General features: G+C 40.5%; 23 protein-coding genes. 10 read left to right on the top strand and 13 right to left on the bottom strand.

Annotation, left to right across the window (positions count from 1 at the left end; genetic code table 11):
• Positions 1–51 precede the first annotated feature (51 nt).
• The 4 genes from OO007_RS00880 to OO007_RS00865 all read right to left on the bottom strand — a co-directional run bounded on the left by OO007_RS00880 (position 52) and on the right by OO007_RS00865 (position 4607).
• Entirely contained in the window at positions 52–1668 is a 1617-nt protein-coding gene (locus OO007_RS00880) for a peptide chain release factor 3 (RefSeq protein WP_325807314.1), read from the bottom strand.
• Entirely contained in the window at positions 1668–2600 is a 933-nt protein-coding gene (argF, locus tag OO007_RS00875) for an ornithine carbamoyltransferase (RefSeq protein ID WP_131904152.1), read from the bottom strand. Before argF ends, OO007_RS00880 begins: the two co-directional genes overlap by 1 nt.
• A gap of 71 nt (positions 2601–2671) precedes the next feature.
• Positions 2672–3841 carry an aspartate aminotransferase family protein gene (locus OO007_RS00870; protein WP_325807312.1) on the bottom strand — a complete coding sequence of 390 codons (1170 nt, stop codon included), beginning with the start codon at positions 3839–3841 and terminating at the stop codon, positions 2672–2674.
• Positions 3842–4028: 187 nt separating this feature from the next.
• Positions 4029–4607 carry a superoxide dismutase gene (locus OO007_RS00865; RefSeq protein WP_131904150.1) on the bottom strand — a complete coding sequence of 193 codons (579 nt, stop codon included), beginning with the start codon at positions 4605–4607 and terminating at the stop codon, positions 4029–4031.
• 415 nt (positions 4608–5022) lie between these two features.
• Here OO007_RS00865 and OO007_RS00860 point away from each other — a divergent pair, with 415 nt between their 5' ends.
• Complete coding sequence (locus OO007_RS00860) at positions 5023–6804, top strand: N-acetylglutaminylglutamine amidotransferase (protein WP_325807310.1); 1782 nt, start codon at positions 5023–5025, stop codon at positions 6802–6804.
• Between the two features lie 159 nt (positions 6805–6963).
• Here OO007_RS00860 and OO007_RS00855 read toward each other — a convergent pair whose 3' ends face one another.
• On the bottom strand, positions 6964–7875 hold the full coding sequence (locus OO007_RS00855) for a helix-turn-helix transcriptional regulator (RefSeq protein WP_325807308.1): 912 nt from the start codon (positions 7873–7875) through the stop codon (positions 6964–6966).
• A gap of 156 nt (positions 7876–8031) precedes the next feature.
• Here OO007_RS00855 and OO007_RS00850 point away from each other — a divergent pair, with 156 nt between their 5' ends.
• Positions 8032–8205, top strand: a complete 174-nt coding sequence (locus OO007_RS00850) for a hypothetical protein (RefSeq protein ID WP_325807306.1) — start codon at positions 8032–8034, stop codon at positions 8203–8205.
• A 397-nt stretch (positions 8206–8602) separates the two neighbouring features.
• On the opposite strand, the gene OO007_RS00845 is transcribed toward OO007_RS00850, so the two are convergent.
• Positions 8603–9133, bottom strand: a complete 531-nt coding sequence (locus tag OO007_RS00845) for a hypothetical protein (protein ID WP_325807304.1) — start codon at positions 9131–9133, stop codon at positions 8603–8605.
• 527 nt (positions 9134–9660) lie between these two features.
• Here OO007_RS00845 and OO007_RS00840 point away from each other — a divergent pair.
• The 3 genes from OO007_RS00840 to OO007_RS00830 all read left to right on the top strand — a co-directional run bounded on the left by OO007_RS00840 (position 9661) and on the right by OO007_RS00830 (position 12809).
• Positions 9661–10905: a glycoside hydrolase family 26 protein gene (locus tag OO007_RS00840; protein WP_325807303.1), complete on the top strand. Its 1245-nt coding sequence runs from the start codon at positions 9661–9663 to the stop codon at positions 10903–10905.
• Positions 10906–11330: 425 nt separating this feature from the next.
• On the top strand, positions 11331–12365 hold the full coding sequence (locus tag OO007_RS00835; protein WP_325807302.1) for a hypothetical protein: 1035 nt from the start codon (positions 11331–11333) through the stop codon (positions 12363–12365).
• Between the two features lie 48 nt (positions 12366–12413).
• A complete protein-coding gene (locus OO007_RS00830; RefSeq protein WP_131904145.1) occupies positions 12414–12809 on the top strand; it encodes a hypothetical protein in 396 nt (131 codons plus the stop codon).
• Positions 12810–12916: 107 nt separating this feature from the next.
• On the opposite strand, the gene OO007_RS00825 is transcribed toward OO007_RS00830, so the two are convergent.
• The 5 genes from OO007_RS00825 to OO007_RS00805 form a co-directional block, all read right to left on the bottom strand.
• The gene (locus OO007_RS00825) at positions 12917–13210 is read right to left on the bottom strand and encodes a putative quinol monooxygenase (RefSeq protein ID WP_325807301.1); all 294 of its coding nucleotides are present in this window, start codon (positions 13208–13210) and stop codon (positions 12917–12919) included.
• A 13-nt stretch (positions 13211–13223) separates the two neighbouring features.
• Positions 13224–14615, bottom strand: coding sequence for a mechanosensitive ion channel family protein (locus tag OO007_RS00820; RefSeq protein WP_325807299.1), 1392 nt, complete (start codon positions 14613–14615; stop codon positions 13224–13226).
• A 494-nt stretch (positions 14616–15109) separates the two neighbouring features.
• Positions 15110–17077 carry a putative bifunctional diguanylate cyclase/phosphodiesterase gene (locus tag OO007_RS00815; protein WP_325807298.1) on the bottom strand — a complete coding sequence of 656 codons (1968 nt, stop codon included), beginning with the start codon at positions 17075–17077 and terminating at the stop codon, positions 15110–15112.
• Positions 17078–17200: 123 nt separating this feature from the next.
• Positions 17201–17698 (bottom strand): TspO/MBR family protein, encoded by a 498-nt coding sequence (locus tag OO007_RS00810; RefSeq protein WP_325807297.1) that lies wholly within the window; start codon positions 17696–17698, stop codon positions 17201–17203.
• Positions 17699–17884: 186 nt separating this feature from the next.
• Complete coding sequence (locus OO007_RS00805; RefSeq protein WP_325807296.1) at positions 17885–18997, bottom strand: acyltransferase family protein; 1113 nt, start codon at positions 18995–18997, stop codon at positions 17885–17887.
• A 365-nt stretch (positions 18998–19362) separates the two neighbouring features.
• On the opposite strand from OO007_RS00805, the gene OO007_RS00800 reads away from it, so the two are divergent.
• Positions 19363–20496: a hypothetical protein gene (locus OO007_RS00800; protein ID WP_325807294.1), complete on the top strand. Its 1134-nt coding sequence runs from the start codon at positions 19363–19365 to the stop codon at positions 20494–20496.
• A 146-nt stretch (positions 20497–20642) separates the two neighbouring features.
• Here OO007_RS00800 and tmpT read toward each other — a convergent pair whose 3' ends face one another.
• A complete protein-coding gene (tmpT, locus tag OO007_RS00795; RefSeq protein WP_325807292.1) occupies positions 20643–21290 on the bottom strand; it encodes a thiopurine S-methyltransferase in 648 nt (215 codons plus the stop codon).
• A 353-nt stretch (positions 21291–21643) separates the two neighbouring features.
• On the opposite strand from tmpT, the gene OO007_RS00790 reads away from it, so the two are divergent.
• The 3 genes from OO007_RS00790 (at position 21644) to OO007_RS00780 (ending at position 23831) form a co-directional block, all read left to right on the top strand.
• A complete protein-coding gene (locus OO007_RS00790) occupies positions 21644–22537 on the top strand; it encodes a pirin family protein (protein ID WP_325807290.1) in 894 nt (297 codons plus the stop codon).
• Positions 22538–22583: 46 nt separating this feature from the next.
• Positions 22584–23138: a cytochrome b gene (locus OO007_RS00785; protein WP_325807289.1), complete on the top strand. Its 555-nt coding sequence runs from the start codon at positions 22584–22586 to the stop codon at positions 23136–23138.
• A 108-nt stretch (positions 23139–23246) separates the two neighbouring features.
• Entirely contained in the window at positions 23247–23831 is a 585-nt protein-coding gene (locus OO007_RS00780; protein ID WP_442784323.1) for a YceI family protein, read from the top strand.
• Between the two features lie 144 nt (positions 23832–23975).
• Here the strand turns inward: OO007_RS00780 and OO007_RS00775 are convergent, their stop codons facing one another.
• Positions 23976–24503, bottom strand: coding sequence for a hypothetical protein (locus OO007_RS00775; protein WP_325807287.1), 528 nt, complete (start codon positions 24501–24503; stop codon positions 23976–23978).
• A 253-nt stretch (positions 24504–24756) separates the two neighbouring features.
• Here OO007_RS00775 and OO007_RS00770 point away from each other — a divergent pair, with 253 nt between their 5' ends.
• On the top strand, positions 24757–25068 hold the full coding sequence (locus OO007_RS00770; protein WP_165874589.1) for a putative signal transducing protein: 312 nt from the start codon (positions 24757–24759) through the stop codon (positions 25066–25068).
• Positions 25069–25228 lie beyond the last annotated feature (160 nt).

The following is a 25228-nucleotide window of genomic DNA, read 5'->3' as shown; positions in this document are numbered from 1 at the left end:
TAAAGCCACCCCCCTACTTACAGCGAGTTTTTTTATGAGTCTCAGTTTTAGTTAATACGTACCGTGTTCGCGGGTAGATAAGAATTCAATTTCAGGCCACTTCTCAATCGCCATTTGTAAATTCACTCGCGTAGGTGCGATATAAACCAATTCACCAGAATGATCCAAAGATAGATTAGATTCCGCTTTGATCTTAAACTGGTTCAACATCACCTCATCTTCACAATGAATCCAGCGTGCTGTTTGAACGCTAACCCCTTCAAATTGACAATCGACCTTGTATTCATCTTTGAGTCGTTGGGCAACCACATCAAACTGCAGCACACCAACCGCGCCAAGAATAAGATCATTGTTTTTGAATGGGCGAAATAACTGTGTCGCGCCTTCTTCACATAACTGATCCAGGCCTTTTTGTAGCTGCTTCATCTTCAGAGGATCTTTCAGCTGAGCTCGACGGAAAAGTTCCGGTGCAAAGCTTGGAATGCCTGTGAAGAACAACTCTTCACCTTCAGAGAAAGTGTCACCAATGCGAATTGTACCGTGATTGTGAATACCGATGATATCACCAGGGTATGCCGCATCAACATGGCCGCGATCAGCCGCCAGAAACGTCAATGCATCAGGTATTTTCACATCTTTCTTGATACGAACATGATTGAGTTTCATGCCTTTCTTGAAGCTACCCGAACAGATACGCATAAAGGCAATACGGTCGCGATGCTGTGGATCCATATTTGCCTGAATTTTAAAAATGAAGCCACTGAATTTCTCTTCATTTGGCGATACATCACGGGTATTGGTCGCGCGCGGTTGCGGCGCCGGAGCATACTCAACAAAGTCAGCCAAAAGTTCAGCCACACCAAAGTTGTTTACTGCCGAGCCAAAGAATACAGGAGTGAGTTTACCTGCAAGGTAAGCCTCTTTATCAAACGCGTTACTTGCACCTTGAACCAATTCAATCTCATCACGAAGCTCTTCGGCTTGTGTGCCTAATAGCTCATCGAGGCGTGGATTATCAATCCCCTGAATGGTTTCGCCTTCCAGGATTTTACCGTCATGATTCGGGTCATATAAATGCACCGCATCATTATGGATATGGTAAACACCCTTTAAGCGTTTACCCATGCCAATCGGCCAGGTAACAGGCGCGCATTTAATTTTAAGAACGCTTTCGACTTCATCGAGTAAATCAATCGGGTCACGACCTTCACGGTCAAGCTTGTTGATGAAGGTCATTATCGGTGTATCCCGCAAACGACACACTTCCATCAACTTAATGGTTCTATCCTCAACACCTTTAGCGACGTCAATCACCATTAACGCAGAGTCAACAGCAGTCAACGTTCGGTATGTATCTTCCGAGAAATCTTCATGACCCGGTGTATCCAATAGATTGATAATCGGATCAGGATCAGAAGGGTGTTTCTTGTTCAATTTGTACGGGAACTGCATCACTGATGAAGTCACCGAGATACCACGTTCCTTTTCCATCGCCATCCAGTCAGATGTCGCATGGCGTGCAGCTTTTCTGCCTTTTACCGATCCCGCAAGCTGAATCGCACCCCCGAATAACAACAGTTTTTCGGTGATGGTTGTTTTACCCGCATCCGGATGCGAAATAATCGCAAAGGTGCGGCGTAAAGAAACTTCTTCTGTGTGTTTAGACATTAAGACGGGTCTTTTGAGTTTGGTAAACCAATAACTAACGCTTCAAGTAAGGCTTTCTGCGCATGAAGACGATTTTCTGCTTCATCCCAAACCACACTTTGCGGGCCATCGATAACGTTTGTGCTGACTTCTTCTTCACGATGTGCAGGCAAACAATGCATAAATATCGCATCGTCGTTGGCTTTCGCCATAACGGCAGAATTCACCATGAAAGACTTGAAAGATTTCTCGCGAATTTTTTGCTCTTCTTCCTGTCCCATGCTGGCCCAAACGTCCGTAGTGATCAGGTCGCTATTCGCCACAGCCTTATCAATATCATTAAACAAAGTAACATGATCAGAAAGTTTCGCCAAAAGCTCAGCATTTGGCTCATAGCCTTTAGGGCTGGCAATATTTAGATGAAAGCCGAACTGTTTCGCTGCATTCATCCATGAGTGACACATATTGTTGCCATCACCCACATACGTTGCTGTTTTCCCTTTGATAGAACCACGATGTTCAACATACGTCATCATGTCAGCCAATAACTGACAAGGGTGGAAGTCATCAGTCAATGCATTGATGACGGGTACGCTAGAATACTTCGCAAAGTTTTCAACAATATCGTGTCCAAAGGTACGGATCATGACGATATCTACCATGCTCGAAATAACGCGTGCGCTATCTTCGATTGGCTCACCACGGCCTAACTGCGTATCGCGTGATGATAAAAACATGCCATGACCGCCTAACTGGACCATGCCTGTTTCAAATGAAACACGTGTACGTGTCGATGACTTTTCAAAAATCATCGCCAGTGTCATGTTTTTTAATGGCTCGTAGATTTCGCCATTCTTTTGCATGTTTTTTAGCTCTAAGGCTCTAGCGATTAACTGCTGAAGCTCTTCCTGGCTAAAATCCATTAATGTAAGAAAATGTCTCGGTTTAGACATAGTAAATACCTTTTAATTGGGAACGCCAGAGCATTTGCTGTGGCGTTATGTAGGGCTATATGTGAAAGCGTTTAAAGAAAATCTTTGATCAGAGCAACGAGTGTTGAAATTACTTCGTCTGCTTGCTCTTTAGTAATGATCAACGGTGGTAATAATCGAACCGTTTTACCCGCAGTGACATTGATCAAGAGTTTCTTTTCAAGGGCTTGCGAAACCAACTCGCCACAATCAGTATTGAGGTTGATTCCAATCATCAAGCCGTGGCCACGTATTTCAATTACGCCATCTACATCGGCTAATGCTTGTTTGAATTGAGTCAGCATATAGCTACCCATTTCTGCGGCTTTAGCAGGGATATCCTGCTCTTCCATAATGCTGAGTACTTCCAAGGCAGTACGCGTTACTAATGGATTACCACCAAAGGTAGAACCATGCGTTCCGGGTGTGAAGATTTCTTCAGCTTTTCCCGCAGCTAAACACGCACCAATAGGAACGCCATTACCAAGTGCTTTGGCTAACGTCATCACATCAGGGGTTATACCTTCGTGTTGGAAAGCGAACATCTTTCCTGTTCTGCCCATACCTGTTTGAATCTCATCGAGCATCATCAACCAGTTATTGTCATCACAGATTTTTCTAATACTGCTTAGGTAGCCTTCGTCAGGAACTATAATTCCGCCTTCACCCTGAACAGGCTCAACTAAAATTGCAGCAACTTCCGAACTGTTCTCAGCAATCTTTTGAATCGCTTCGATATCGTTGTAATCAACGCGAACAAAGCCTTCAACCAATGGTGAAAAGCCTGCTTGAACCTTGCGACTGCCCGTTGCAGAAAGGGTTGCTAAAGTACGACCATGAAAACTACCGCTAGCGACAATAATCTTAGGACGGTCGATGCCTTGCTTCTTACCAAATAGACGTGCGATTTTAATCGCCGCTTCATTCGCTTCAGCGCCTGAGTTGCCAAAGAACACGCGACTCATGCCAGATAAGCCGCAAAGCTTATCCCCTAGCTCAGTCTGATGAGGAATATTATAAACATTGGATGTATGAATAAGGGTTCGTGCCTGATCAGCAATAGCTTCCGCAACGCGTGGATGCGCATGCCCAAGACTGCACACTGCGATACCCGCAAGCGCGTCTAGGTATTTATTACCTTCTGTATCATAAAGATACACACCTTCGCCTTTCTCAAAAGAAACCGGAAGACGTGCGTAAGTAGACATTAATGAATCTGACACAATAATATTCCTATATTACTACCCAAAAACGCACTCAATATTTCTATTAAAGCGCGCTACAACGGGAATGAAAAAGGGCAGCTTAAAGCTGCCCTTTTGCAGAAAAACGAGCAATATTGCTCGCTTTTCGCTTTTTTGTCAATATATCAAGCCTGATATGGCTTGTTATAGGTTTATGACAGTTGTTTTACATATTGCTATTAACGAAATCCCAGTTAACCAGGTTCCAGAAATCAGCAACATAAGCAGGACGTGCATTACGCTTATCAACGTAGTAAGCATGTTCCCAAACGTCGATAGTTAGTACAGGTGTCTTGCCATCAGTTAGTGGGCAGCCAGCAGCAGTCGTGTTAACGATTTCAACAGAACCGTCAGCATTCTTTACTAACCAGGTCCAGCCAGAACCGAAGTTACCAACAGCAGATGCAGAGAACTTCTCTTTGAAGTCTGCGAAAGAACCGAATGCAGCGTTGATTGCATCTGCAACCGCACCAGTCGGCTCGCCACCAGCATTAGGACCCATGCAGTTAAAGTAGAACGTGTGGTTCCAAACTTGAGCAGCATTGTTGAAAACGCCGCCAGCAGGTGCAGAAGTAACGATCTCTTCTAATGACTTATCAGCAAACTCAGTGCCTTCAATCAAATTGTTTAGGTTAGTCACATAAGCCTGGTGATGCTTATCGTGATGATAGTCTAAAGTCTCAGCAGAAATGTATGGCTCAAGAGCATTCTTTTCGTATGGTAAATCTGGTAATTCATGTGTCATGATAGATTCCTTTGATTGTAATCAGATTGATTGTGTTAAAACTAGCGCGTTTTTTTAGGAAAGCCCTGCCTTAAGTCGATTACAACTTAACTTATGTGTAATAAGTAAATTAGCGGACTTGATCAGGGGTTTCTTATAACAGCGTAAGACTATGTAAATCACCCCTGAAAAGCAATAGCTCTTAGTATTATTAATGTTAACTAAATCTTAAAAAATATCTATACAAAGAGCGCTAGTGCCCGCAATGGCCTGTTACTGATGGATCGTAATAATAGCGACTAAAAAAAGTGCTCGTAAGTAGGGGGGTGGATAAAAACCAACAACAGAATCTATCTTGATTATTCAGGGCTTTCTAAATATCCAATCTTACCTATAATGCGTATTCGTATACCTAAATAATCAGGAATAGAGAAATATGTGCGGAATTTGTGGTGAATATCGATTAGATGGCTCTTTGCCAAATTTAGATCATATCCAATCGATGATGGAGAAGTTAGAAAAGCGTGGGCCAGATCACGCGGGTACATTCTCCGACGGTGCTTTGGCGTTTGGTCACAGACGTTTATCCATTCTCGACTTGTCCGAGAAAGGCAATCAGCCGATGATTGACCCACAGCTCAGCCTCGCATTAGTCTTTAACGGTACCATCTATAATCACCCGGAATTGCGCGAAGAGCTTGGTGCCAAAGGCCATACCTTTTTCTCTACCGGCGATACTGAAGTTATTCTAAAAGCCTATGCAGAATGGGGCGTCGATTGCGTTAAACATTTCCTCGGTATGTTCGCCATCGCCATCTGGGATTTGAAGGAAAAAACCTTATTTCTCGCGCGTGATCGCATGGGCATCAAACCTTTGTACTACGCCAACACTGGCAAAGGTTTTCGCTTCGCATCCAACACACAGGCGTTACTTGCATCTAACGATAGCAATGATATCGATACTTCAATCGACCCAGTCGCATTGCACCACCAATTCACATTGCATGCGGTCGTGCCAGCACCGATGACCGTCATCAAAGGCATTCGCAAACTGGAACCCGCACATTCTTTATTGATCAAAGCAAATGGCGAGAAACAACTCAACCGTTACTGGACACTAGATGCGACCCGCCCGAAAGAAGAAAAAACTGACGAAGAATGGACCGAAGCGATTCACGAATCACTCCGTGTCGCAGTAAGACGTCGTAACGATGTGTCCGACGTACCCGTAGGCGTATTGCTATCAGGTGGTCTGGACTCAAGTTTACTCGTGGGTTTACTCGATGAAATCGGCATCAAAGATATCCCGACTTACAGTATCGGTTTTGACGATCAGCCAGAAGAAAAAGGCAGTGAGTTTGAATTCTCCGATGCTGTGGTAGAACGATTTAATACCAATCACCACAAAATACATATTCCAAACGAGCAAACACTCAGCCGTTTGCCTGAAGCAATTGCGAATATGTCCGAGCCGATGTTCGGTCAGGACGCGATTGGTTTCTACTTGCTATCAGAGCAAGTCGCAAAAGACGTAAAAGTTGTGCAATCAGGACAGGGCGCCGACGAAGTATTCGGTGGTTATTTCTGGTACGACAAAATGAACAAGGCGAAAGGCACGCATTTAGAACGCTTCCGCCAATTCTATTTCGATAGAGATCACGACGAAATGGCAGAAATGCTCACGCCAAAATTCATCGATAGAGACTTCACTGCTGAAACCATGACCAGCATTTTAGAAGCACCGAATGCCGACACCTTTATCGATGCCGTATTCAGAGCCGACACCACCATGCTTATCGTCGATGATCCGGTCAAACGCGTTGATAATATGACCATGGCGCATGGTCTCGAAGCGCGTGTTCCATTCCTCGATCACGAACTGGTTGAACTTGCCGCAAAAATGCCACCGCACATGAAACTTCAAAGCGGCGGTAAACACGTGCTCCAGCAAATATCACGCGGGATGATTCCGGATAGCGTCATCGATCGTAAAAAAGGTTACTTCCCAGTGCCCGCACTTAAATACGTACGCGGTGAGTTTTTAGAATTCATGCAAGACGTGTTGAATTCACAGAAATGTAAGGATCGTGGGATTTATCAAAGGTCTTATGTGGAGAAGCTATTGGCTGCGCCAGATGAGCATCATACGCGTATACAAGGCAATAAATTGTGGCATATGGCGTTGCTAGAATACTGGTTACAAGACAACGGGATTTAGAGCTTCGTAGTTCGCACTCAGCTTTTGCTCCAGCTCGGCGTTGCTCCGATGCTCGATCGGTCACATACTTATCGTATGCTCCTTCACTGTGCGTCGGTGCGCCTTGATCTGGAGCAAATTCTGAGTGCTTGAAGAAATAGTTAATAATAGTTCGTATTATTATTTATCAGTTGGATAAGTCGATAAACCTGGAGCTATTATACGACTTTCAACATCATAAAGTGTTTGGTGGTTTTTGAGCCATAGCTGATACTCATATCCTTTTAGACTGTGATCTTCAGTACAGTCTATATTCCAGTAGTGTAACCAAAAACCAGCAATAGCTGCTCTTACTGTAAGTTTTAAACACCCCTCTTCCATGTTGAAATCATATTCGATTGTTTCTGGGTTTTTTACATTCTTTCTATTAGGGTGAGGTACAAATACTAAGTTAACCATTCTGTTCCACTGGAAGTCCATATTTCCCCCACCTTGTAAAACATAAACATCATTGTTCTCTAATATTTCAATGTTTTCAATTCTTGTAAGTGCGTATGAGCGGAACGGGTTTTCAGACGCAGTTACGTCATATGCTCGAACATACCAATGGATGCCGTTATCGAAAATGGCATGAGGTTGGAGTATTTTTTCCGAAAGTCCGTTATCGACCGAGCGGTATTTTATTTTTAGTTGCTTTGCTCCTGAAATGGCTCTAGTGATTTTGGCTAAAAAGTCAATTTTTGGGAAAGCAAGTCTTGGAGGGCATGATATTCCATTGAATTCTGATACGTTGATAGCTTCGGTTATTTTAGCTGTACGAAGTTTAGATAAAGCAGAGCTTATTGGTAACTCAAAAATAGGGGTAAATGAATCCTCTTGAATTTCATACTTCTTATTAGTCTGATTTAATTTTAAATTCTTTTCAGCAAACCCTTTGTAAAGCCTTAGGTCTCTTGTTGCAGCGGCTTCACCAATTTCAAAACGTTCAGTTAAGTCAGCTCTTGAGACCCAGCCACGAAATCTGAGCATAAATTCAAGATATTCTAATCTGTCGTAAACATTCTTTGGTAACTCGTTAAGTATATTATTCATGACCTAACTTCTCCTAATATATAGCGTCATTATAATACGCATAGTGCTAATATAATACAACCTAGACATCATCAATATGATCGGATATAATAGTAGTCGAGTGTATTAAGTTGATATTTACACTCAGTTTTATTCATTAAAATAGGTAAAGAAAATATGGCTACTAATGGTATTTCCGGTGATAACCGACGACATGGCGCAGTAAAAAAACGTTCTCAAACAAAGCACTCCTCAGGAAGTCATTGGGTAAAGAGAAACGCAGATACAGGTCAATTCATGAACGTAAAAGCAGACGGGAAAAAGTTTAAGGGGGTGCGCAAAGAAAACTAGAAATTTTGAATACATTAATCAGAGTGCTCTAACACTCTGACTAATGAGAGTAAAAGAAAAGGCAAACGAGAGCGTGCTTTTTCTCCTGTGTTCTACTGTAGTAAAACTATAATTAGTTTAGATGAATAAAGCAGGTTTGTCTATTCGCTCTCCTTAATTGAAGGAGATAAGATCATGATCAATCGTTCTAAGGATGTTCATGTTAGCTCATACACTCGTCGACGTAATGGTCGCCTAGAGTATGTAATTGCTCATTGGCGTTCATTGCCAAGGTAGAAGTATAGAGCCCTTGAGTTAACCTCAGGGGCTTTTTTTTAAGTTAGAAATTGCCCTTGAAGTAGAGGGGGGCTTAATGCTTTTTTTGATTAGTAAATAACTCTATTTCTAAAAGCAGTCTTTATTGAGAAGTAACCGTGATATTGACGATATCTTGATAGACCCCGGCTTTGGGTTTATTGCTGTGTTGGTATTTTCCCGTTGTGGTGAAATCAATGTCACTAACAGGAGAACTACAAGGTAGTAACATTTGTAAATTACTACCGCTAGTAATCTCAGTATTTCTGTATTCAAGTCGATAAGATGTTAATACTTTTCCTGATGTTGTATGTTCTAACTGAAAATCATTTTGAGTAGAAAAATCCAGAGTACAGTCACCCGTTATGTTTGAGTTTAAGCCTAGCGTTCCTAAATTAACCGTTTGGCCTACTCTATTTGCAGGGTTTCCCTTATTGGATAAGGGCATAACTTCATCATGACCAAAATAGCGTGTAGCCCCAGCTGCGGTACCTACAAAGTTCAAATACTCAACGTATGTATAACTCAACTCTATTTCTGTAGAGTCTTCTGCTGCATGCAAAGATAAAGGTGCCGTTATCGCAAAGGATAATAGCAACAGTACTTTGAGTTTTTTAAGCCACTGCTTTTTCATTGTTTTTAGGGAAATTAAATTTTTCCTGGATCGGTTTTTTATTATTTTCGTTGTGCATATTTATAATTTTTATATTTAAATGCAGCACGATTTCTTAAAATAGTCGTAAGACATTAGCGCAAAGATGAACTAACTAAAAATTTGTCGGATGTGCGGTATAAATATATATCGTTAAAACAGTCTCAACGATAGGTTGTATAGGAAACCATCTGACATTTGTGTGCGAATGAATACGATCTAACTTAGGTTTTTATTCTTTACAACCTACTGAAAAAAGCACCTTAAAGTAGGGGGGGTGACTTTCCAACAATCACTTAACCACATAATCCCTCTACCACTCATCGAATACCTCCCAAAAACACCGTAATTAGCTTCCTAAAACTTGCACTCATTTGCTATTTAATTTATTTTGTCTAGAAGGTTATCTTTTCCCGATTTTATTCCTGTTAAGTACCTCTATCGATTATTAAAGTTGCTCGTTTCGCTCTGATAATTAATCTTAATAAAACGGAAAAGTTAGAAAAGTTATGCCTTTATCCAATAAGAAAAACCTCATTCTCTTTTTAATTACCTGCCTATTTATCGTCTCTTGTGGGGCGTCGTCTGATTCTACTGAGACTAAAAGTCCTAATGTGCCTAATTCTAAAATCATGCTGGGTGCTTACCTGAAAAATGATGGTTGGTCGGTAGATATTCTGGAGAAATTTAAGGCTGATACCCACAAACAAACATCCATCATAACCCTCTATACCAACTTCGAGATGGATTGGAGTTTTTTAACCACTCAAACGTCGAATATTGTTGCCAGTGGTTCGACACCTTTGATTACCTTAATGCCTTTTAACTCAGGTTATGAAGATTTGTTAAGCATGATCGCTACGGGTGAGAAAGACAGTTATATCAATAGATGGATTGCTGATTTTAAAGCATGGCGTGATAGCTATCCTGAAGAAAGCCGACCAACCATTTTGCTGCGTTTTGGTCACGAATTTAATGGCAATTGGTACGCGTGGGGAAATCAGCCTGAGGCATTCAAGGCAGCTTGGCGACATATTCATGGTTTGTTTGAAACCGCAGGGGTGAATAACAGTGTGGAGTGGATTTGGTCTGCAAGTGCTACGGACACTGATGACTATAACGATATAACCGTTTATTACCCGGGGGATGATGTGGTCGATTGGACCAGTCTCGATGGTTACAACTGGGGGAGTAATTACACGTGGTCTAGTTGGAGAACGTTCGACGAAGTGTTTAGTGCGGCTTATGTGACGCTGGTAGAAAACTATCCACACAAACCTATCTTGATTGCAGAAGTGGCTACCACTGAACCCAGTGATCTGCCTGATCCTGCATGGGGTCAATATGGTGATGATTCAGATGCGGTAGAAAGCAAAGAAGTCTGGATTCGTAATATGCTAATCAGAATCAAAGAAAGCTATCCGGCTATACGCGCGGTTTCCTGGTTTAATGTAAATAAAGAGCTGAGCTGGTCTTTGAATGAAACCGCCAGAAATGGTCTAGCCAATACGGGGTTGAGTGCATACAACCAGAGCGTTTTAGATTCGCACTTTTTAAGTGAATTTGTTCCGCTTGATTCGCCTCCACCAGTCATGTCAGCAAAACGTTCTACTGCTTCATATCGTGAAATTGCGTCTAGTAAGTTGCCTGCCGTCGTCGGTTTGGAGTCACGTAAAAAACAAGCAGAAGGTATGAGAAATCTTCCTGCTGATGTTTTAGCAAAACTTCGCCAACAACGTCTCAATTTCTATTAGCGAATTATCAGTTTTAAGTAAGATTCAAAGTAAATCTCGCTGTTAAAAAAAACAGCCCCAAAGTGGGGGGGTGTATAAAATCAATGATAGATTCTCAACTTGAAGCCAACGACATCTCATCGCGTGATTAATTATAAAGAGATCAATATGGCTCGATTTATGTTAAACTACGCGCGTCAGCGAACTGAGCATCGCTGTTTTCACAAGTCCATCTCTTAGTCGCTCTTTAGTCTTCTCTTAACTGTTTGTTAATTTAGCTAGGCTTTTCAGGCTAATCGATCTCAGAAAAAGCATCTATATTTCTACACTTTCTTCGCGGTGTGGCTTTTTCGTATTTCCACATTTTCTCGAATATAGCGCACTCCTGAACTTAATGATCAGGCGTTTTACTGTCCCTTAAATTAAGCTGACTCTGGAGTCCCGCTATGCATATTGAAATAATTACCACACCCAATGAGGCTTTAAAAGAAAGCGGTTTTGGCAGCTTGAAGGCATGTAACAGTGTTCTACAAGTCATTCAGGAAATGGGGCATAGCGCCACATTGAATGTTTGTGAAACCAAAGAAGATTTATTGGAAGTAGTCGCAAGAATGCCCGAACTGGTTGTGCTGGCAGTAAAGTACATTCCGGTTAGTGATGGTCTGGAAAAAGGTCAGAGCGATATCTGGCTGTCTAAGTTTTTCGCGCAACATAAAATCAACTACACGGGTTCTTCACGAGAAGTCTTGAAATTTGATTCGAATAAAGTACGTGCCAAAATCCATTTAACTAACAAAGGGATTAAGACGGCTGAATATTTTATTGCAACGCCGGGGCAGTATAAAAATCACCATCAATTACCCGTTAAATTCCCACTGTTTTTAAAACCTTTGGATGCGGCAAATGGTAATGGCATCGATGACTTATCATTTGTCACCAATTTTGCCGATTACGAAAGCAAAGTAGCGTCCTTATACAACACATTCGAACAACCCATTTTGGCAGAAGAATATCTGGATGGCAGCGAGTTTACAGTTGCCGTGATCAAAACCAATGACGAGAAGTTACTCGTCTCTGCGGTTGAAGTGATACCACCAACATCAAGCAATGGACTGAAGATTTTAGGTTCGCAGGCTAAAAAAGATGATTCGGAAACCCTTCTGAAAATTACGGATGACAAAGTAAGAGCTAGAGTCACCAATCTGGCACTCGATGCATTTAATGCGCTTAATGTCAGGGACTTTGGTCGTATAGATATTAAATCCAATAAAAACGGTGACTGCTATTTCATGGAAGCGAATCTGGTACCAGGAATGACTTTCGGTTCTAGTTATTTTCCAGAAGCGTGCGGATTAGCGCATGAGTTTGCTTATGATAAGGTGGTTGAATTAATGATTGAAGCTGGTTTGGCTAGGGCTTCTTCAACAGTGCCGCCTAATAGTATTTCTGGATCAGATGATCAGTTGCTTACTTCTCTATAAGCGCACATCAGAATCTGATTACTAAAAAACCCCCTCAAAGTAGGGGGGGTGGCTTTTCTAATAACGACTTATCGTTATAATGCCGTAATGGCCGATTTATTTACAGTTACCGCTCCACTGACTATCACCAAACCTAATGGTGATGAATTGCTGATGGCTGAATTCTACAAGCATCCCAAAGGGTTATTGTTTTTCGAGCCGTACTGGCATCTGCAAGACGATCAATCAGGCATACAATTAATCAAAGGCTGGTTAGAAGGCGAAGGCCCGTGGAAAATTTCTGGGCACGTGATTAAGGTTTTAGCGTGTCACGGTACTAACGCCTGTGTGGCGAATGAATTTAATGAGTGGCAAAGCTATCGTTTGAGCAACCCAGTCGAATACCCGCCCGAACCCATGATCGATGCAATTGCGAGTAAATTGGGCGCGAGTTTACTGACTTAAAAAAAGGCCATGGCTCTGCATAAATTCTATTGACGTTTTTGAAAACCAAAAACGTAAATCATTAAAAGGTAAGGAATGCCAAATAAGTTTGCGCTAAACCCGTTAAATCAGATATCTGAGAGTTTTATAATTTCCGCAGGTTTGGCTCTAAATAAATGATTACTTTTGCCCGCTTCTACCATGTGTGGTGATACTGCGTGTGCAGCTAGCGCTTCTGCCGATGACCATCGTTCTATCATGATGAATCGGTTCTCATTATCCTGATCTGCTTTCATTTCATATTGTAAGCAGCCATCTTCAGCCAATACCAGCGGTTCTACTTTTTTAAATGCTTTTATTTGCTCTTCTCTTTTTCCTGGTAAGACTTCGATGAGTACTACCACTGATAATTCTTCTGACATAAATCTCTCCTATTTATTTCTCGGTCTGATCCTGAATGATATGGATATCTTGTTGTGGGAAAGGTATCGAGATGCCTTCTGCATCAAATCGACGTTTTACTTCCCGGGTAATTCCCCAGTATACATCCCAGTAATCTTCGGGCTTCACCCAGGGGCGACAGATAAAGTTAACCGACGAGTCTGCCAATTCGTGTAGCCTAATTTTTGCTTCAGGCTCTTTTAGTACTAACTCATTTTCATTGACGATGTCTTCTAGAATTTGATGCGCTTTATCGACGTCATCGCTGTAACCAATGCCGAAAACAAGGTCGATACGACGTTCTGTGATACCTGTCACGTTGATAATCACATCACCCCAAACCGAGTTGTTTGGCACAACTACCAGTTGGTTGTCGGAGGTTCTTAACTGGGTCGACAGTAGATTCATCGATTCTACGGTTCCCGGCGTGCTGGCTACATTCACAAAGTCACCAATATCAAACGGTCGGTAAATCAACATCAGAATGCCGCTGGCGAAGTTACTCAATGAGTTTTGTAAGGCTAGGGCGATGACAAATCCGGCGGCACCAATAATCGCTAACACAGGGCCGATATTGATTTCTAACGCTGACAGGCCAATAAAAAAGCCAATAATCAGGGTAAGACGTCGCGCCGTCATAATCAAAAAATTGCGCAGCAAGGTGGTGGTGTGACTCGATTTTGAGAGCACTCTGCTCGCGGCTTTACCAGCAAGTAGCGAGAGTATGTAGAACACGGTAATAATAACGATGAATTTGATGAAATTAACCAACCAGCGTAAACCGCCTTCAGCAGATGAGAGCCAGCCTGAGATGGTTGTCCAGGTGGCGCTGAAATCAGTAACATCGAGCGTAATGCCCGAAACGGCCTCGATATAGGTATTGTATTCTTTGATGTCGCCGCCTTTGGCTGCGTACTCGGTGAGTACCACTTTTAAGCGATCTAATAGCGCGGTTCTTTGTGTGGTAAGGCTGCTGGCGTATTTATCCAGTGCGATTTTTGTGTCGGTTTTCGCTGCTGTGGTATTTTCTTCAGGCGCGATTGTTTTGCCTTCATCGATTGCTTTGTCTGTCGCTACTGCAATTGCTTCTTGCACAGAGCTATCTTCGGTCGAGATTTTTTCAATCTCTTCAGCTTCTTTCTGGGCTTCTTCTACAACCTTGTCAGCCGCTTTGATTTTTTCGCTATCGTTGGCTTCTTTCGCGGTTTTGATTTTTTCTAAACTGGCATCAACGACTTTAGACTTTTTTATTTCCTGCTTTTTGTAAAAGGCAGCGACTTTCGCATTACTGATCTCTTTAATCTTTTCGCGAAGCAATGAAACCCATTCTTTAGCCTCAACTTCAAGTTCACATTTGGTTAGTGGGTCAACACGCAGCGCCAACACTTCAACAGGAATAGCAGGGTCTTCTGTGGTGACCGCTTTAATGTCTTTAGCGCACTCAGCGGCGTGAGTATTCGTCGATAGAACGATGAAGAAAAAAATAGAAGCAAGTAGCCACTTTCTGACTAATGTATGAATGTTGATATTACTAACCCTCCCATAAGGTCATTGTTTATTTGTGTTTAATAGCTGGACGATATATCAAATTACGGAGTATCTAAAGAAGCCTTATACGTCACTTTGGTATACGCGACTTAGCATCAAATCGGTTTCATTTGATGAGTAAAAAAGTTGACACTTTGAATGCTGACGTTTGTGGGATCATAGGAAATAGGTAAAACCCAGGCAAGCCTGGAAGATTAGAACATGGATTTAATTTGGGAGTGATGATTCATTTAATCACTATTTAAAAAAAGCCTCCAAAGTAGGGGGTGGCTTTAAAGATTATTTGAATCTATCAGTAACTAGAATAGCTAAATACGATGATAATAATTGGGTTAAGCCGCTAATTTGAGTTCTGATATTGCTTCGGAACTCAGCGGGCGATGCAACAGATAGCCTTGGGCAATATTACATTTATAGCTTTTCAAGAAATCAAACTGTGCTTGTGTTTCAACACCTTCGGCGATGACATCATAATCTAGCGAGTGCGCCAGAGTAATAATCGATTTTACCAGTGCAATGTCTACCTTCTCTGTCGGTAAGCCAGCGGTAAATTTGCGATCGATCTTTAGTGAGGTTATGGGCAAATCTTTTAAATAACTCAACGATGAATATCCGGTACCAAAATCATCTATCGCTATTTTCATTCCAAGATCACGGAAGTGTGTGAGATTCACAATGCTTTTTTCTGAGATCTCGTACATGGTTCTTTCTGTCAACTCTATACCGAAAAGCTTAGGGTCCAGATTGTAACGAGATACATTTTCAGCAAGGCTTTCAAAAAGTTTTTCAAAAATTCGTTTGTTGCCAGAAAGGTTGATATTAATTCGAATATTTTTGATGCCTTGTTTTTGCCATTCCGCTTGTTGTCGGCAGGCTTCTTCAATTACAAATAAATTCACTTTTTCAATCAGGTTACTTTTTTCTGCAATTTGAATGAATTCAGAGGTGTTAACATTGTTGCCGTTTTTATCTTTCCAGCGAATCAACGCTTCACACTCATTAAAGTCATTATCATCAATGTTCACGAGTGGTTGGTAAACCAGCTGGAAATTTTTATCACGGTTGTTGTTTTTTAAGATCGTTTGTAAAGCATGGCTGAGTGCATGTTCGTATTCTAGTTTCTGGCTATTTTTTAGCGAGTAGAATTGATAGCAGTTGCGTCCGGCATTTTTAGCCGTATACATGGCTATATCCGCATTTTTTAGCAGCTGTTTGGCGTTGGATCCATCTTTCGGGTAAGCACTGGCGCCAATGCTGGCGCTGATAAACACCTCATTGTTGTTAATGTGAAAAGAGGTATCAAGTGCATTCGATAAGTTTTTAATCAGATCACTGGCATGATTCTCATTGGCTGTATTTTTTAGTATTAATACGAATTCATCGCCACCAAAACGCGCTATAACATCATTGGGTGCAATCTGGTTTTTAATCGTCGCAGAGAATAGTTTCAGGACTTCATCGCCGACTTCATGGCCGTAAATATCATTGATGCTTTTAAAGTAATCAATGTCTAAAAATACAATTGAAAATGTGGCGCCTAAATGGTCAGATTCAGAGATTGTCTGGTTTATATTTTTTATAAAACTGGCGCGATTAGGCAATGCCGTTAAAGTGTCGGTATTGGCCAAATTCGATAAATTCTCATCATTTTTTCGTTGTTTTCTACCTAGATAATACAAAAATAGAAAGATTAAGATAATACTAATAAATTGAATGGCTAAAATTTTCTGGTATGTGCTTTTAGTCAGAAACCTGGACTTTTCTAAATTAGCGTGAGCATTATTATTTGAAGCGGTATGTAATTTTTCAATCAGTGATATTACATGCTTGTTTCTAGGTAATACCTCCTGATTAACAAGATCGGTTGCTTTTTTAAAGTCTTTAATCATGAGGTTATCGATAACTTCATTGATTTTTAAAATATTCTGGATGGTCATAACCGCCTGTAAGGACAGTAATTCTCGTTCTGCTTCAGAAGGTTTTAGAGAGTTATATTCTTTCCTCGCTTCATTAAATCTCACAGACTGTTTATAGAGTTCTTTGATATAAACGTTGATGTCCGCAGTGTCTCTACTTTGCGCTAATTTAAAAATAGTGTGGGAACGTTCCAGATTTGCACTTGCCATAACATCAAGCACTTTATTTCTTTCATTTATCTGACTCTGGTTTTGTAAAATTGTGGCACGAGTTTTTCCGATAAGCGAAGAAGTAAATAAAGTAGTGCATATCATTAAGATAATGATAACGGCAAAACCCAAAGATAGAATATATCTATGTAAAAACGCGGATATTAAAGTCATTATTTTTATTTTATGTGCAAACTATTTATCTTGTTAATACTAGCAGAGATGTCGGTGTTTTATGTTTTTTTCGATAAGAGGTGGTATTCCTTCTGTTTATTAAAATTAAACGCTTGTGACAAGCTAGCCTAATATGGCCGGATTCAACTGCCAAACCGAATAGTTAAGAAATGCAGCGAAGCTTACCCAGAGTAAATACGGCATCAACAATGCTCCCGCGATACGATTGATGCGCCAGAAGCTGATGACGGTAGCGGCAATCAATATCCACAACAATATGATGTCAGCGAAAGCCATTGCGCCGCGATTCCAGGCGAAGAACAACCAACTCCAGAGTACATTGGGTATCAACTGTAAAATAAATAAGGTGAGTGCGCCCCGGTGTTTACTAAAACTACCATCGCGCCAGACTAGCCACGCGGCAATTGCCATCATCAGGAATAGTGCGCTCCAAACGGGACCAAACAACCAGCCTGGTGGTGCCCATTCGGGTTGGGTGAGTTTTCCGTAGAATGTTTTGGCCTGTATCGATGCTATCGCGCCAGCAGCTGAGGCAGCAAAGGATAAAAGTATCCAGCCGATCAATCCAATCACTTGTTTTTGTTTTGTTGGTGCGTTCATCACATTTTTCTCTAAAGTGCTTATTTAAAATAATTAAGTCTAATAGGCTTAATAAAAACACAGACAGTTTCAGAATGAAATGGTTTTAAACGGAGTGCGTTTAACTATGACCCTGAGTGTACAAGTTAAAAAGAATTCTCAAATATACGTTAATAAAAAAAGCCCCCAAAGTAGGGGGGTGGCAATTTATATACTGTGCTTTTGTTTATATTGGTTTGCTTTTAATGTAGAGGTCAGTAAGCGTTCTAAACGAATAACTACGACTGCCATGATGTAAGATATTGCGAGGAACACAAAACATAAGAATAAGGTATACAACCAGTTATCCTTTTCAATTGCCCAACGCACCATGGGAAAGCGTAAAAAACCGTTGACGAGAAACAGTCCCATTGAAATCTGACCGGTGAAAATTAACAGGCGGTGGAGACTCCCTTTTATTTTAGGGATGACAATATTCATCAACACCAGAAATAGCAGGATAAAACTAATATTACTCAACACCCATAAGTGCTGATAGATATTTCCCAGTATAAAAATGACCAAAGCAAGAGCGACAAATGATTTTGGAATGTGTATTTCGCTGATCAATGTGTCTTTTTTAGCCAGACAGAGGCCCAGCGCGAATACCGGTATATAGGGCACGATTGTGTAGTACAAGTTAACACCGTACAGATGCCCTTCAACGGTGTCGGTAAACACCAGACAAAATGCTGAAAGCGCAATTAGTCCTATCTCTTGCCAGCGTTCATGGAGTTTTAATAAAAACGGAAAGACAAAGTAAAACTGGAATATAAAAGGGATGAACCACCACGGGCCAATCGGTTCCAGTGCTTTATCGGGAATGAAATTCGACAGCAACGTGAGTTTTAACAGAATCTCTTGATAATGCATCGAGAGCATTTTAAAAGGGCCGAAAATTCCATGCGAGTAGAAACCTTCCAGAGCCATCCAGATAACAATGGCGATAATAAAAGCAGGGAATATTTTGAAGATTCTTTCGCCAATAAACTGCCAGTAAATCAGTGGGTGTTTTAGGTGTTTTTTGGTTAATCCATAAGCGCTGAGCAAGACAAAAACCTCAACCCCAAAATGACCGAAGAATGATGCCAAAACGCGTATGCTGTTTTCAGGCTCTGTCCATAACAAATTCAACATACTGGACGTGCGCTCGAATGAAAAATCAAATTCGTTTTCTTTGGGAAAAGGAAACAAGTGCATAAAGTTATGCATCGCTATCATAAGGATCGCGATACCCTTCATTATCAGCGTTTCATTAGAACTGAGAGTGTGCCATTTCATGGTTTTAATACGTGTGGTGACGGAGGTTTTAACGACGAAAGCACAATAGATGCACGTCGTTGAAAATATGATACGCCTCAACTTGGGAACAAAAATGTAACTTATTGTCAATTTTTGTAAATTTTTTGCGTTGATCTGTGAAAATTGTCATTTGGTCAAAGCTTGGGAGAAAGACAAGGGATAACGCGACTTTGTAAGTTCGAATCTGGAGATTTGTAAGTGACGACTTTATGTAAAAAAAGTGCCTGTAAGTTGGGGGGTGCCAATAAAACAAGATTAAATGAGAACTCCTGTTATCGGCTTATGAGTGATCAGACAAATAAGTTGATATAAGCTTAGGCTTCATTAAAAATAAAAATGATAGAATGAATAATCTACTTATCTTAAGGCGTCGCGGATTTCAGGCTTTTCAGGGCTGGCAATTCTGGCTTCAACTGTTTCTTATTTTATCTACCTTTGTATCACTTGTCGTTCTTTACACCTTCATAAAAACGGATGACTTCTTTACCCATTCATTTGTCTACATCCCTTTCATTTGGTCGATATTCTTTTATTTTCATCAACAGTTTATGAATAAATCAACGCTCGAAATTGACGAGTTTGGTATATCACATCAAAGCGGTTTGCCTGATATGTTGAAACGTTTTCATCCAGATTGGCGAATCTCATGGACAGAAATTCAGGTTGTAGAGCCAGTGCAATCGGTCATCGCAAAAAATACGATACTACTGCCATTGAATGTAAAGTTATTAAATAAAACAATCAAAGTGTTACCGTCGCAATGGGTAGACCCCACACAGCAAGTCAAAAAGCCGTTATTCAAATTCGGTCATGATATTGCGGATATGTACGAAGAAAGCGCCTTAGTTAAGGTATTTGAAGCTAAGGGTTTGTTAAAAATAAAAAGATCTGCTGATGGTAAATATCAATCCGGTTTAACGGAGAATTCGCTCGGAACTGATATCAATTCGAGTCCGGTTTCCATAGCGATGGCTGGCTTTGTTTTCTTCGCTTTATTCTATTTCATCACAGAGGTTTATTTTACCTTATCTGAGTTTTACGCTGGTGCTCCTCCTTATCTGTACATGATAGTAGCTGGTTTCATAGCTGTGATTTTGAGTTATCTACTGCTAAGTAAAACAAAGTTCACGCTGGCTGAAAAAGTAATCTTTGCTGTGTTTATGGGGCTTTCAACCGCGGCAGTGATGTATCCCTTATTGCTAAGGGTCAATGAATGGACTGATACAGAAGGATTGCAACGGTTTTCTTATACGAAGACAGATACCGTGATGTGGCAGCCACAACGGAAAAATCTTCCCAGTGATGAACAAGTTCCTACACTAAAGTTTGATTTGGCATCCTCAGAATATTGGGCGCAGTTTGAGGTTGGGGCTATAAAGGAATTCGAAATACGTAACGGAGGCTTGGGGTTTTATCAGCTAAATATGGAGCCGATCTACGAAGAACAGAAAGTTTTTTATGAAGAAAGAAATCCTTAAAAATAGACACGTTGTTTATAAGCAATGAAATATTGGTCGTGATGGCTTTACGTTAAGTTTTAGCTGAGAAGATTAACAAAAAGCCCGGCAACTTTATGCCGGGCTTTTCTGAAATAACGATAGTTTCTACAATGTTTCTACAATCGTTATCTTTTAGAAAGCAATTGCCAAACCACATTGTCGGCGTCGACTTTTCCTTTCAGTTTCTCTGAGATCCTTTCTAATTCAGTGATATTAAAATCATTCTGGTAATAGTTTTTAATCATCGCATCAGAGATGGAAAACGGAGGACCTTTAATCACGCTTTGATCATATTCGAGGGTAATCAAGAGTTGTGACACGCCTTGGGTAATTTCTAATAGATGCTGAGCATATTGCGTGCGCATAGTGTCGGGCAGTGCAACCAGAGAGGCGCGATCATAAACCGCATCAATTTTTCCCAGTTGCTGTTTGCTTAACTTGAAAAAGTCACCGACGTATACTTCGATATTTTCAAACGTATATAACGTGTGCTGATCTATTTGCGTCACTTCAGGTTGCAGTTTTTCATCGCCTAATAATTCTGTGAACAGTTGTTTGACGGCATGCTCGCTTAGTTCGATGCCAACTACTTTGTATCCTTTGCTGTGTAACCAGGCGATGTCTCTGGTTTTTCCGCACAACGGCAAAAAAATACGACTGCCTTCTGATAGATTTAAATCCTTGATGTGTTTCACTAAGAGTGGATTCACTTCATTCTCATGAAATCCAATTTCGTTCTTACTCCATCTTTCGTGCCAAAAATCTGCTTCCATTTGAAACTCCTTCAGTTAGATGACGCTGTCATCGCTTTTATTGGATTAATCTGGTGTTTATATGATTATGATACAAGCTCAAGTTAACTTGAGGTCAAGACTTTTTTCATTACCAGCTGAGCGATAAATGGATAAGTGATAAATGGGTAAGCGATAATTGGATAACAATAAATAAGCATGCAATAAGCATCTTAAAAAGTCGCTATAAGTAGGGGGGTGGCATAGTTCTAATTATCGAAGAGATTAATCATAAAAACCTCAATTGATCTAATAATGTGAACAATGTTTTGCGGTATTCGATATTTATTCTTTTTTAATGAATATATATGATGTTTATGTGGTTGGAACACTGCATGTCGAAAACTGAATATTTTGAGGAATTGAATATGACTATTGTGAGTAATAAAAATTCTGTAAAAGAATTAGTAAGTTCCAGTGCAGGATTTAAAACAACCGATGGTGATGGTGTGTCGATGGTTCGACTCGTCGGCACAGCTGAGCTTGATATGGTTGATCCATTCTTACTGCTTGATGCCTTTGGCTCTGATGAACCCAATGATTATATCGGCGGATTTCCCCCGCACCCACATCGTGGTTTTGAAACAGTCACGTATTTACTGGAAGGCAAAATGCGCCATAAAGATAACGCAGGTAATGAAGGTGTGATCGAATCTGGTGGTGTGCAATGGATGACTGCGGGCAAAGGTATTGTTCATTCAGAAATGCCAGAGCAGGAGAACGGCATGCTGCAAGGCTTTCAGCTTTGGGTGAACTTGCCGGCAGAAGATAAAATGACATCGCCTGCCTATCAGGAGTTTTCAGCGTCAGAAGTACCGTTGGAAACCTGGGAAGATGGCACTACCATTCGGGTTGTTGCAGGCATCACAGAAAAAGGTACGACAGGCCCGGTTAAAAACGACTATGTCAGCCCGCTATTTATGGATGTGTCGTTAGTAAATTACGATAATTATCAACAAATAGTAGATACGCAGGATAATACCCTGGTGTATGTTATCGACGGTGAAATCGAGGTCGGTTTGCAGCAACAGCTTTTGCCTGCAAAAACATTGGGAATATTAGAACCAGGCGAAAAGATTATGGTCAAAACCAAAACTGAATCGGCCAGATTTCTTGTTATTTCAGCCAGACCGTTGAATGAAAAAGTCGCGCGAGGTGGTCCTTTTGTAATGAATACTCAGGACGAAGTCAGGCAAGCGTTTGATGATTTTAGAAATAACCGATTTTAAATAGACACTAAATAAACACGTATACAAACAGCAGGCGATTAAATAAATGGCAGGAATAACAAATACCAAAGAAAGTTTTGGTTGGGTATCGATCACTCTTCACTGGCTCATGGCTATAGCGCTTATCGCTATGTATTTTGTCGGTGACTGGATGGTCGATTTGGACTATTACGACAAGTGGTATAAGGATGCACCGTATATTCACAAAAGTGTTGGCGTCATCATTGGTCTATTAATGTTGGCGCGTTTGCTGTGGAATGTGGTTCAAGCCAAACCACGGTATCTAGATGTCAAAAGCACCATGATGAATATGCTGGCTTCGCTGACACATTACTTTTTCTATTTAATGGTATTTGTGCTGGTGGTCAGTGGCTATTTAATTTCAACCGCTAAAGGTCAGGGGGTCGAAGTTTTTGGTCTATTTAATGTGCCTGCACTGTTGGCAGACAGTAAAGATCGTGGTGAATTGGCCGGCACAGTACATGAATACTTAGGTTTAGCATTTATTATATTAGTGGGTGTTCATGCCATTGCCGCACTGGTTCATCATTATTTTATGAAAGATCGAACGTTAAAGAGAATGTTAGGTCTCAAAGCTTAATAATCGAAACACGCCTAAAAACAATAAATTAATTTACACCCGTTTTATTAGAGACAGAAGTAGAAAATTTAATCATTATTTATTTACAAAGAAAGGAAGGAAGAAAGTATGAAATTAAAAACAATGGCAACATCATTTTTAGCACTGGGTTTACTGGCAGGCACTCTATCTGCGCAAGCTGCTGATTATGCATTCGATAAAAAAGGCGCACATCAGTTTGTACAATTCAGAGTGCAGCATTTAGGTTATAGCTGGTTATACGGTCGTTTCAATGATTTTGATGGCACGTTTAGCTACGATGCAGCAGAACCAGAAAAAGCAAAAGTGTCTGTTAAAATTGATACCAGCAGTGTGGATACTAATCATGCAGAGCGTGATAAGCACCTTCGTGGTGATGATTTCCTTGATGTAGATAAATTTCCAGAAGCGACGTTTGAAAGCACCAGTTTTGACGGCAAGACTTTGAAAGGTGATTTAACCCTTCACGGTGTGACTAAGCCAGTGTCAATTGCTGTTGAGAAAATCGGCGAAGGTGAAGATCCATGGGGTGGTTACCGCGCTGGTTTTGAAGGTCGTACAACTTTCAAAATGGCTGATTTTGGTATCGAAAAAAATCTAGGTCCTAAATCAGCGGATGTAGAAATGATTCTTTCTGTTGAAGGCATCAGATTGAAGGGTGACGTTAAGAAATAAGGTTACTGATTCGATTTTTTAAGCGCTTTTTTAAGCGTTTAAAGATTGATAATAACTGCCGGGAAATAGGTTAACCTGGCAGTTATTATCTTTCTAAAAATAACGATTAGAAATCGTTACGTCGGGGGAGGGGAGCTGTAAATCTTAAATCAGTAGTTTCCATTCATTTGAAATGGCCACTTCCAGATTTTCTTCCTGCAGTTCTGCAGCAAGCTTCGTTAAGTTATCAAAGCCTTCAGACGATGCGTGACCCTTAACATTGATAACAAAAATATTCTTTTCATCTTTTCGATAGATATCGGATTCTAATCCGTGGATATCCAATCCACCGGCTGTTAGTTTTGAAATAACGGCTTCTTTAATACCGGTTGTATTGATTCCTTTAACGCGCATAAATACATCTGATTTTTGAAATTTATAGGTTTTGCGAGTGCAAGTATCTATGTTTAATTTAAGGTCGTAGTTTTCTACAACGCCTAAGAGACATTTTTCAATGTCAGATTCACCGATATACGCATCAACCATTACTACGACAACAAAACTGTGCCCTAATCTAAGTGATGAAATACTCTGGATTTCGCAGTTGCATCCTAATAACTCATTGCAGAATTCGGATAGCATTTTGGGTGATTTATCACCGATCGCGACGATGCGATACCTTTGGCCATCCATTATTTATTTTTACTCCTTATCGTTAGTATTATGAGAGTTATCATTTATCAAACATATCTTATGTGATTGTCAAATAGTTTATGCGCAAACTATAGGCTAGTTTGTCTGAATGTGAGATTAATAAATTTAAATAAACACAATTATGCGATCAAGTGCGTAGATTTTATCGTCAGAGATATAAGAAAGATCTACGATAATATCCGAAACAATGCGTTAAAATGATTACAAAAACGCATATAAAAAGGTTAATGATTTGAAACTTGTACATACGTCTGAAAATGTGGTTTTTCTGTATCATCTAAAAAACATACTGGATGCAGCGGGAATAGACTGTGTAATAAAAAATGATCGTCTTTCTTCGCTCGCGGGTGAGGTGCCTTTAACAGTATGTTGGCCTGAGCTCTGGGTGAAAGATTCCCTAAAAGAAGACTGGGCAAAAGAGCTCGTTCAAGAAGCGTTGAAACCTGCAAATCCAGATGAAAATTGGGTTTGTGAAAATTGCGGCGAGCAACATAGCTCACAATTTACTGATTGCTGGAATTGTCAGAGCATTAAAGCTTTTTAATTCGATCTCATTTGTCGCGATAATTGATGTGCTTAGACAGTGAAATCAATAAAAGGGTTTTAATAAATAGTTATCAATAAAAAAACGCCCCAAAGTAGGGGGGTGTATTATGATGCTTATGAAAGCAATTCTCTTCAGATAAAGATTAATAAAATACTCA

The sequence above is a fragment of the Cocleimonas sp. KMM 6892 genome (assembly GCF_035798195.1).
Taxonomy (GTDB): Bacteria; Pseudomonadota; Gammaproteobacteria; order Thiotrichales; family Thiotrichaceae; genus Cocleimonas; species Cocleimonas flava.
Note: the sequence above shows the minus strand (reverse complement) of the source record. Positions and strands in the feature narration are given on the sequence as shown.

What these genes read in the sequence shown, in the direction of transcription:
- OO007_RS00805 (WP_325807296.1), bottom strand. Translation starts at nt 18,997, where the DNA reads ATGAAATGGCACACTCTCAGTTCTAATGAAACGCTGATAATGAAGGGT.
- OO007_RS00815 (WP_325807298.1), bottom strand. Translation starts at nt 17,077, where the DNA reads ATGACTTTAATATCCGCGTTTTTACATAGATATATTCTATCTTTGGGT.
- OO007_RS00880 (WP_325807314.1), bottom strand. Translation starts at nt 1,668, where the DNA reads ATGTCTAAACACACAGAAGAAGTTTCTTTACGCCGCACCTTTGCGATT.
- tmpT (WP_325807292.1), bottom strand. Translation starts at nt 21,290, where the DNA reads ATGGAAGCAGATTTTTGGCACGAAAGATGGAGTAAGAACGAAATTGGA.
- OO007_RS00850 (WP_325807306.1), top strand. Translation starts at nt 8,032, where the DNA reads ATGGCTACTAATGGTATTTCCGGTGATAACCGACGACATGGCGCAGTA.
- OO007_RS00845 (WP_325807304.1), bottom strand. Translation starts at nt 9,133, where the DNA reads ATGAAAAAGCAGTGGCTTAAAAAACTCAAAGTACTGTTGCTATTATCC.
- OO007_RS00790 (WP_325807290.1), top strand. Translation starts at nt 21,644, where the DNA reads ATGTCGAAAACTGAATATTTTGAGGAATTGAATATGACTATTGTGAGT.
- OO007_RS00860 (WP_325807310.1), top strand. Translation starts at nt 5,023, where the DNA reads ATGTGCGGAATTTGTGGTGAATATCGATTAGATGGCTCTTTGCCAAAT.
- OO007_RS00865 (WP_131904150.1), bottom strand. Translation starts at nt 4,607, where the DNA reads ATGACACATGAATTACCAGATTTACCATACGAAAAGAATGCTCTTGAG.
- OO007_RS00840 (WP_325807303.1), top strand. Translation starts at nt 9,661, where the DNA reads ATGCCTTTATCCAATAAGAAAAACCTCATTCTCTTTTTAATTACCTGC.
- OO007_RS00855 (WP_325807308.1), bottom strand. Translation starts at nt 7,875, where the DNA reads ATGAATAATATACTTAACGAGTTACCAAAGAATGTTTACGACAGATTA.
- argF (WP_131904152.1), bottom strand. Translation starts at nt 2,600, where the DNA reads ATGTCTAAACCGAGACATTTTCTTACATTAATGGATTTTAGCCAGGAA.
- OO007_RS00810 (WP_325807297.1), bottom strand. Translation starts at nt 17,698, where the DNA reads ATGAACGCACCAACAAAACAAAAACAAGTGATTGGATTGATCGGCTGG.
- OO007_RS00780 (WP_442784323.1), top strand. Translation starts at nt 23,247, where the DNA reads ATGAAATTAAAAACAATGGCAACATCATTTTTAGCACTGGGTTTACTG.
- OO007_RS00785 (WP_325807289.1), top strand. Translation starts at nt 22,584, where the DNA reads ATGGCAGGAATAACAAATACCAAAGAAAGTTTTGGTTGGGTATCGATC.
- OO007_RS00775 (WP_325807287.1), bottom strand. Translation starts at nt 24,503, where the DNA reads ATGGATGGCCAAAGGTATCGCATCGTCGCGATCGGTGATAAATCACCC.
- OO007_RS00800 (WP_325807294.1), top strand. Translation starts at nt 19,363, where the DNA reads ATGAATAATCTACTTATCTTAAGGCGTCGCGGATTTCAGGCTTTTCAG.
- OO007_RS00825 (WP_325807301.1), bottom strand. Translation starts at nt 13,210, where the DNA reads ATGTCAGAAGAATTATCAGTGGTAGTACTCATCGAAGTCTTACCAGGA.
- OO007_RS00835 (WP_325807302.1), top strand. Translation starts at nt 11,331, where the DNA reads ATGCATATTGAAATAATTACCACACCCAATGAGGCTTTAAAAGAAAGC.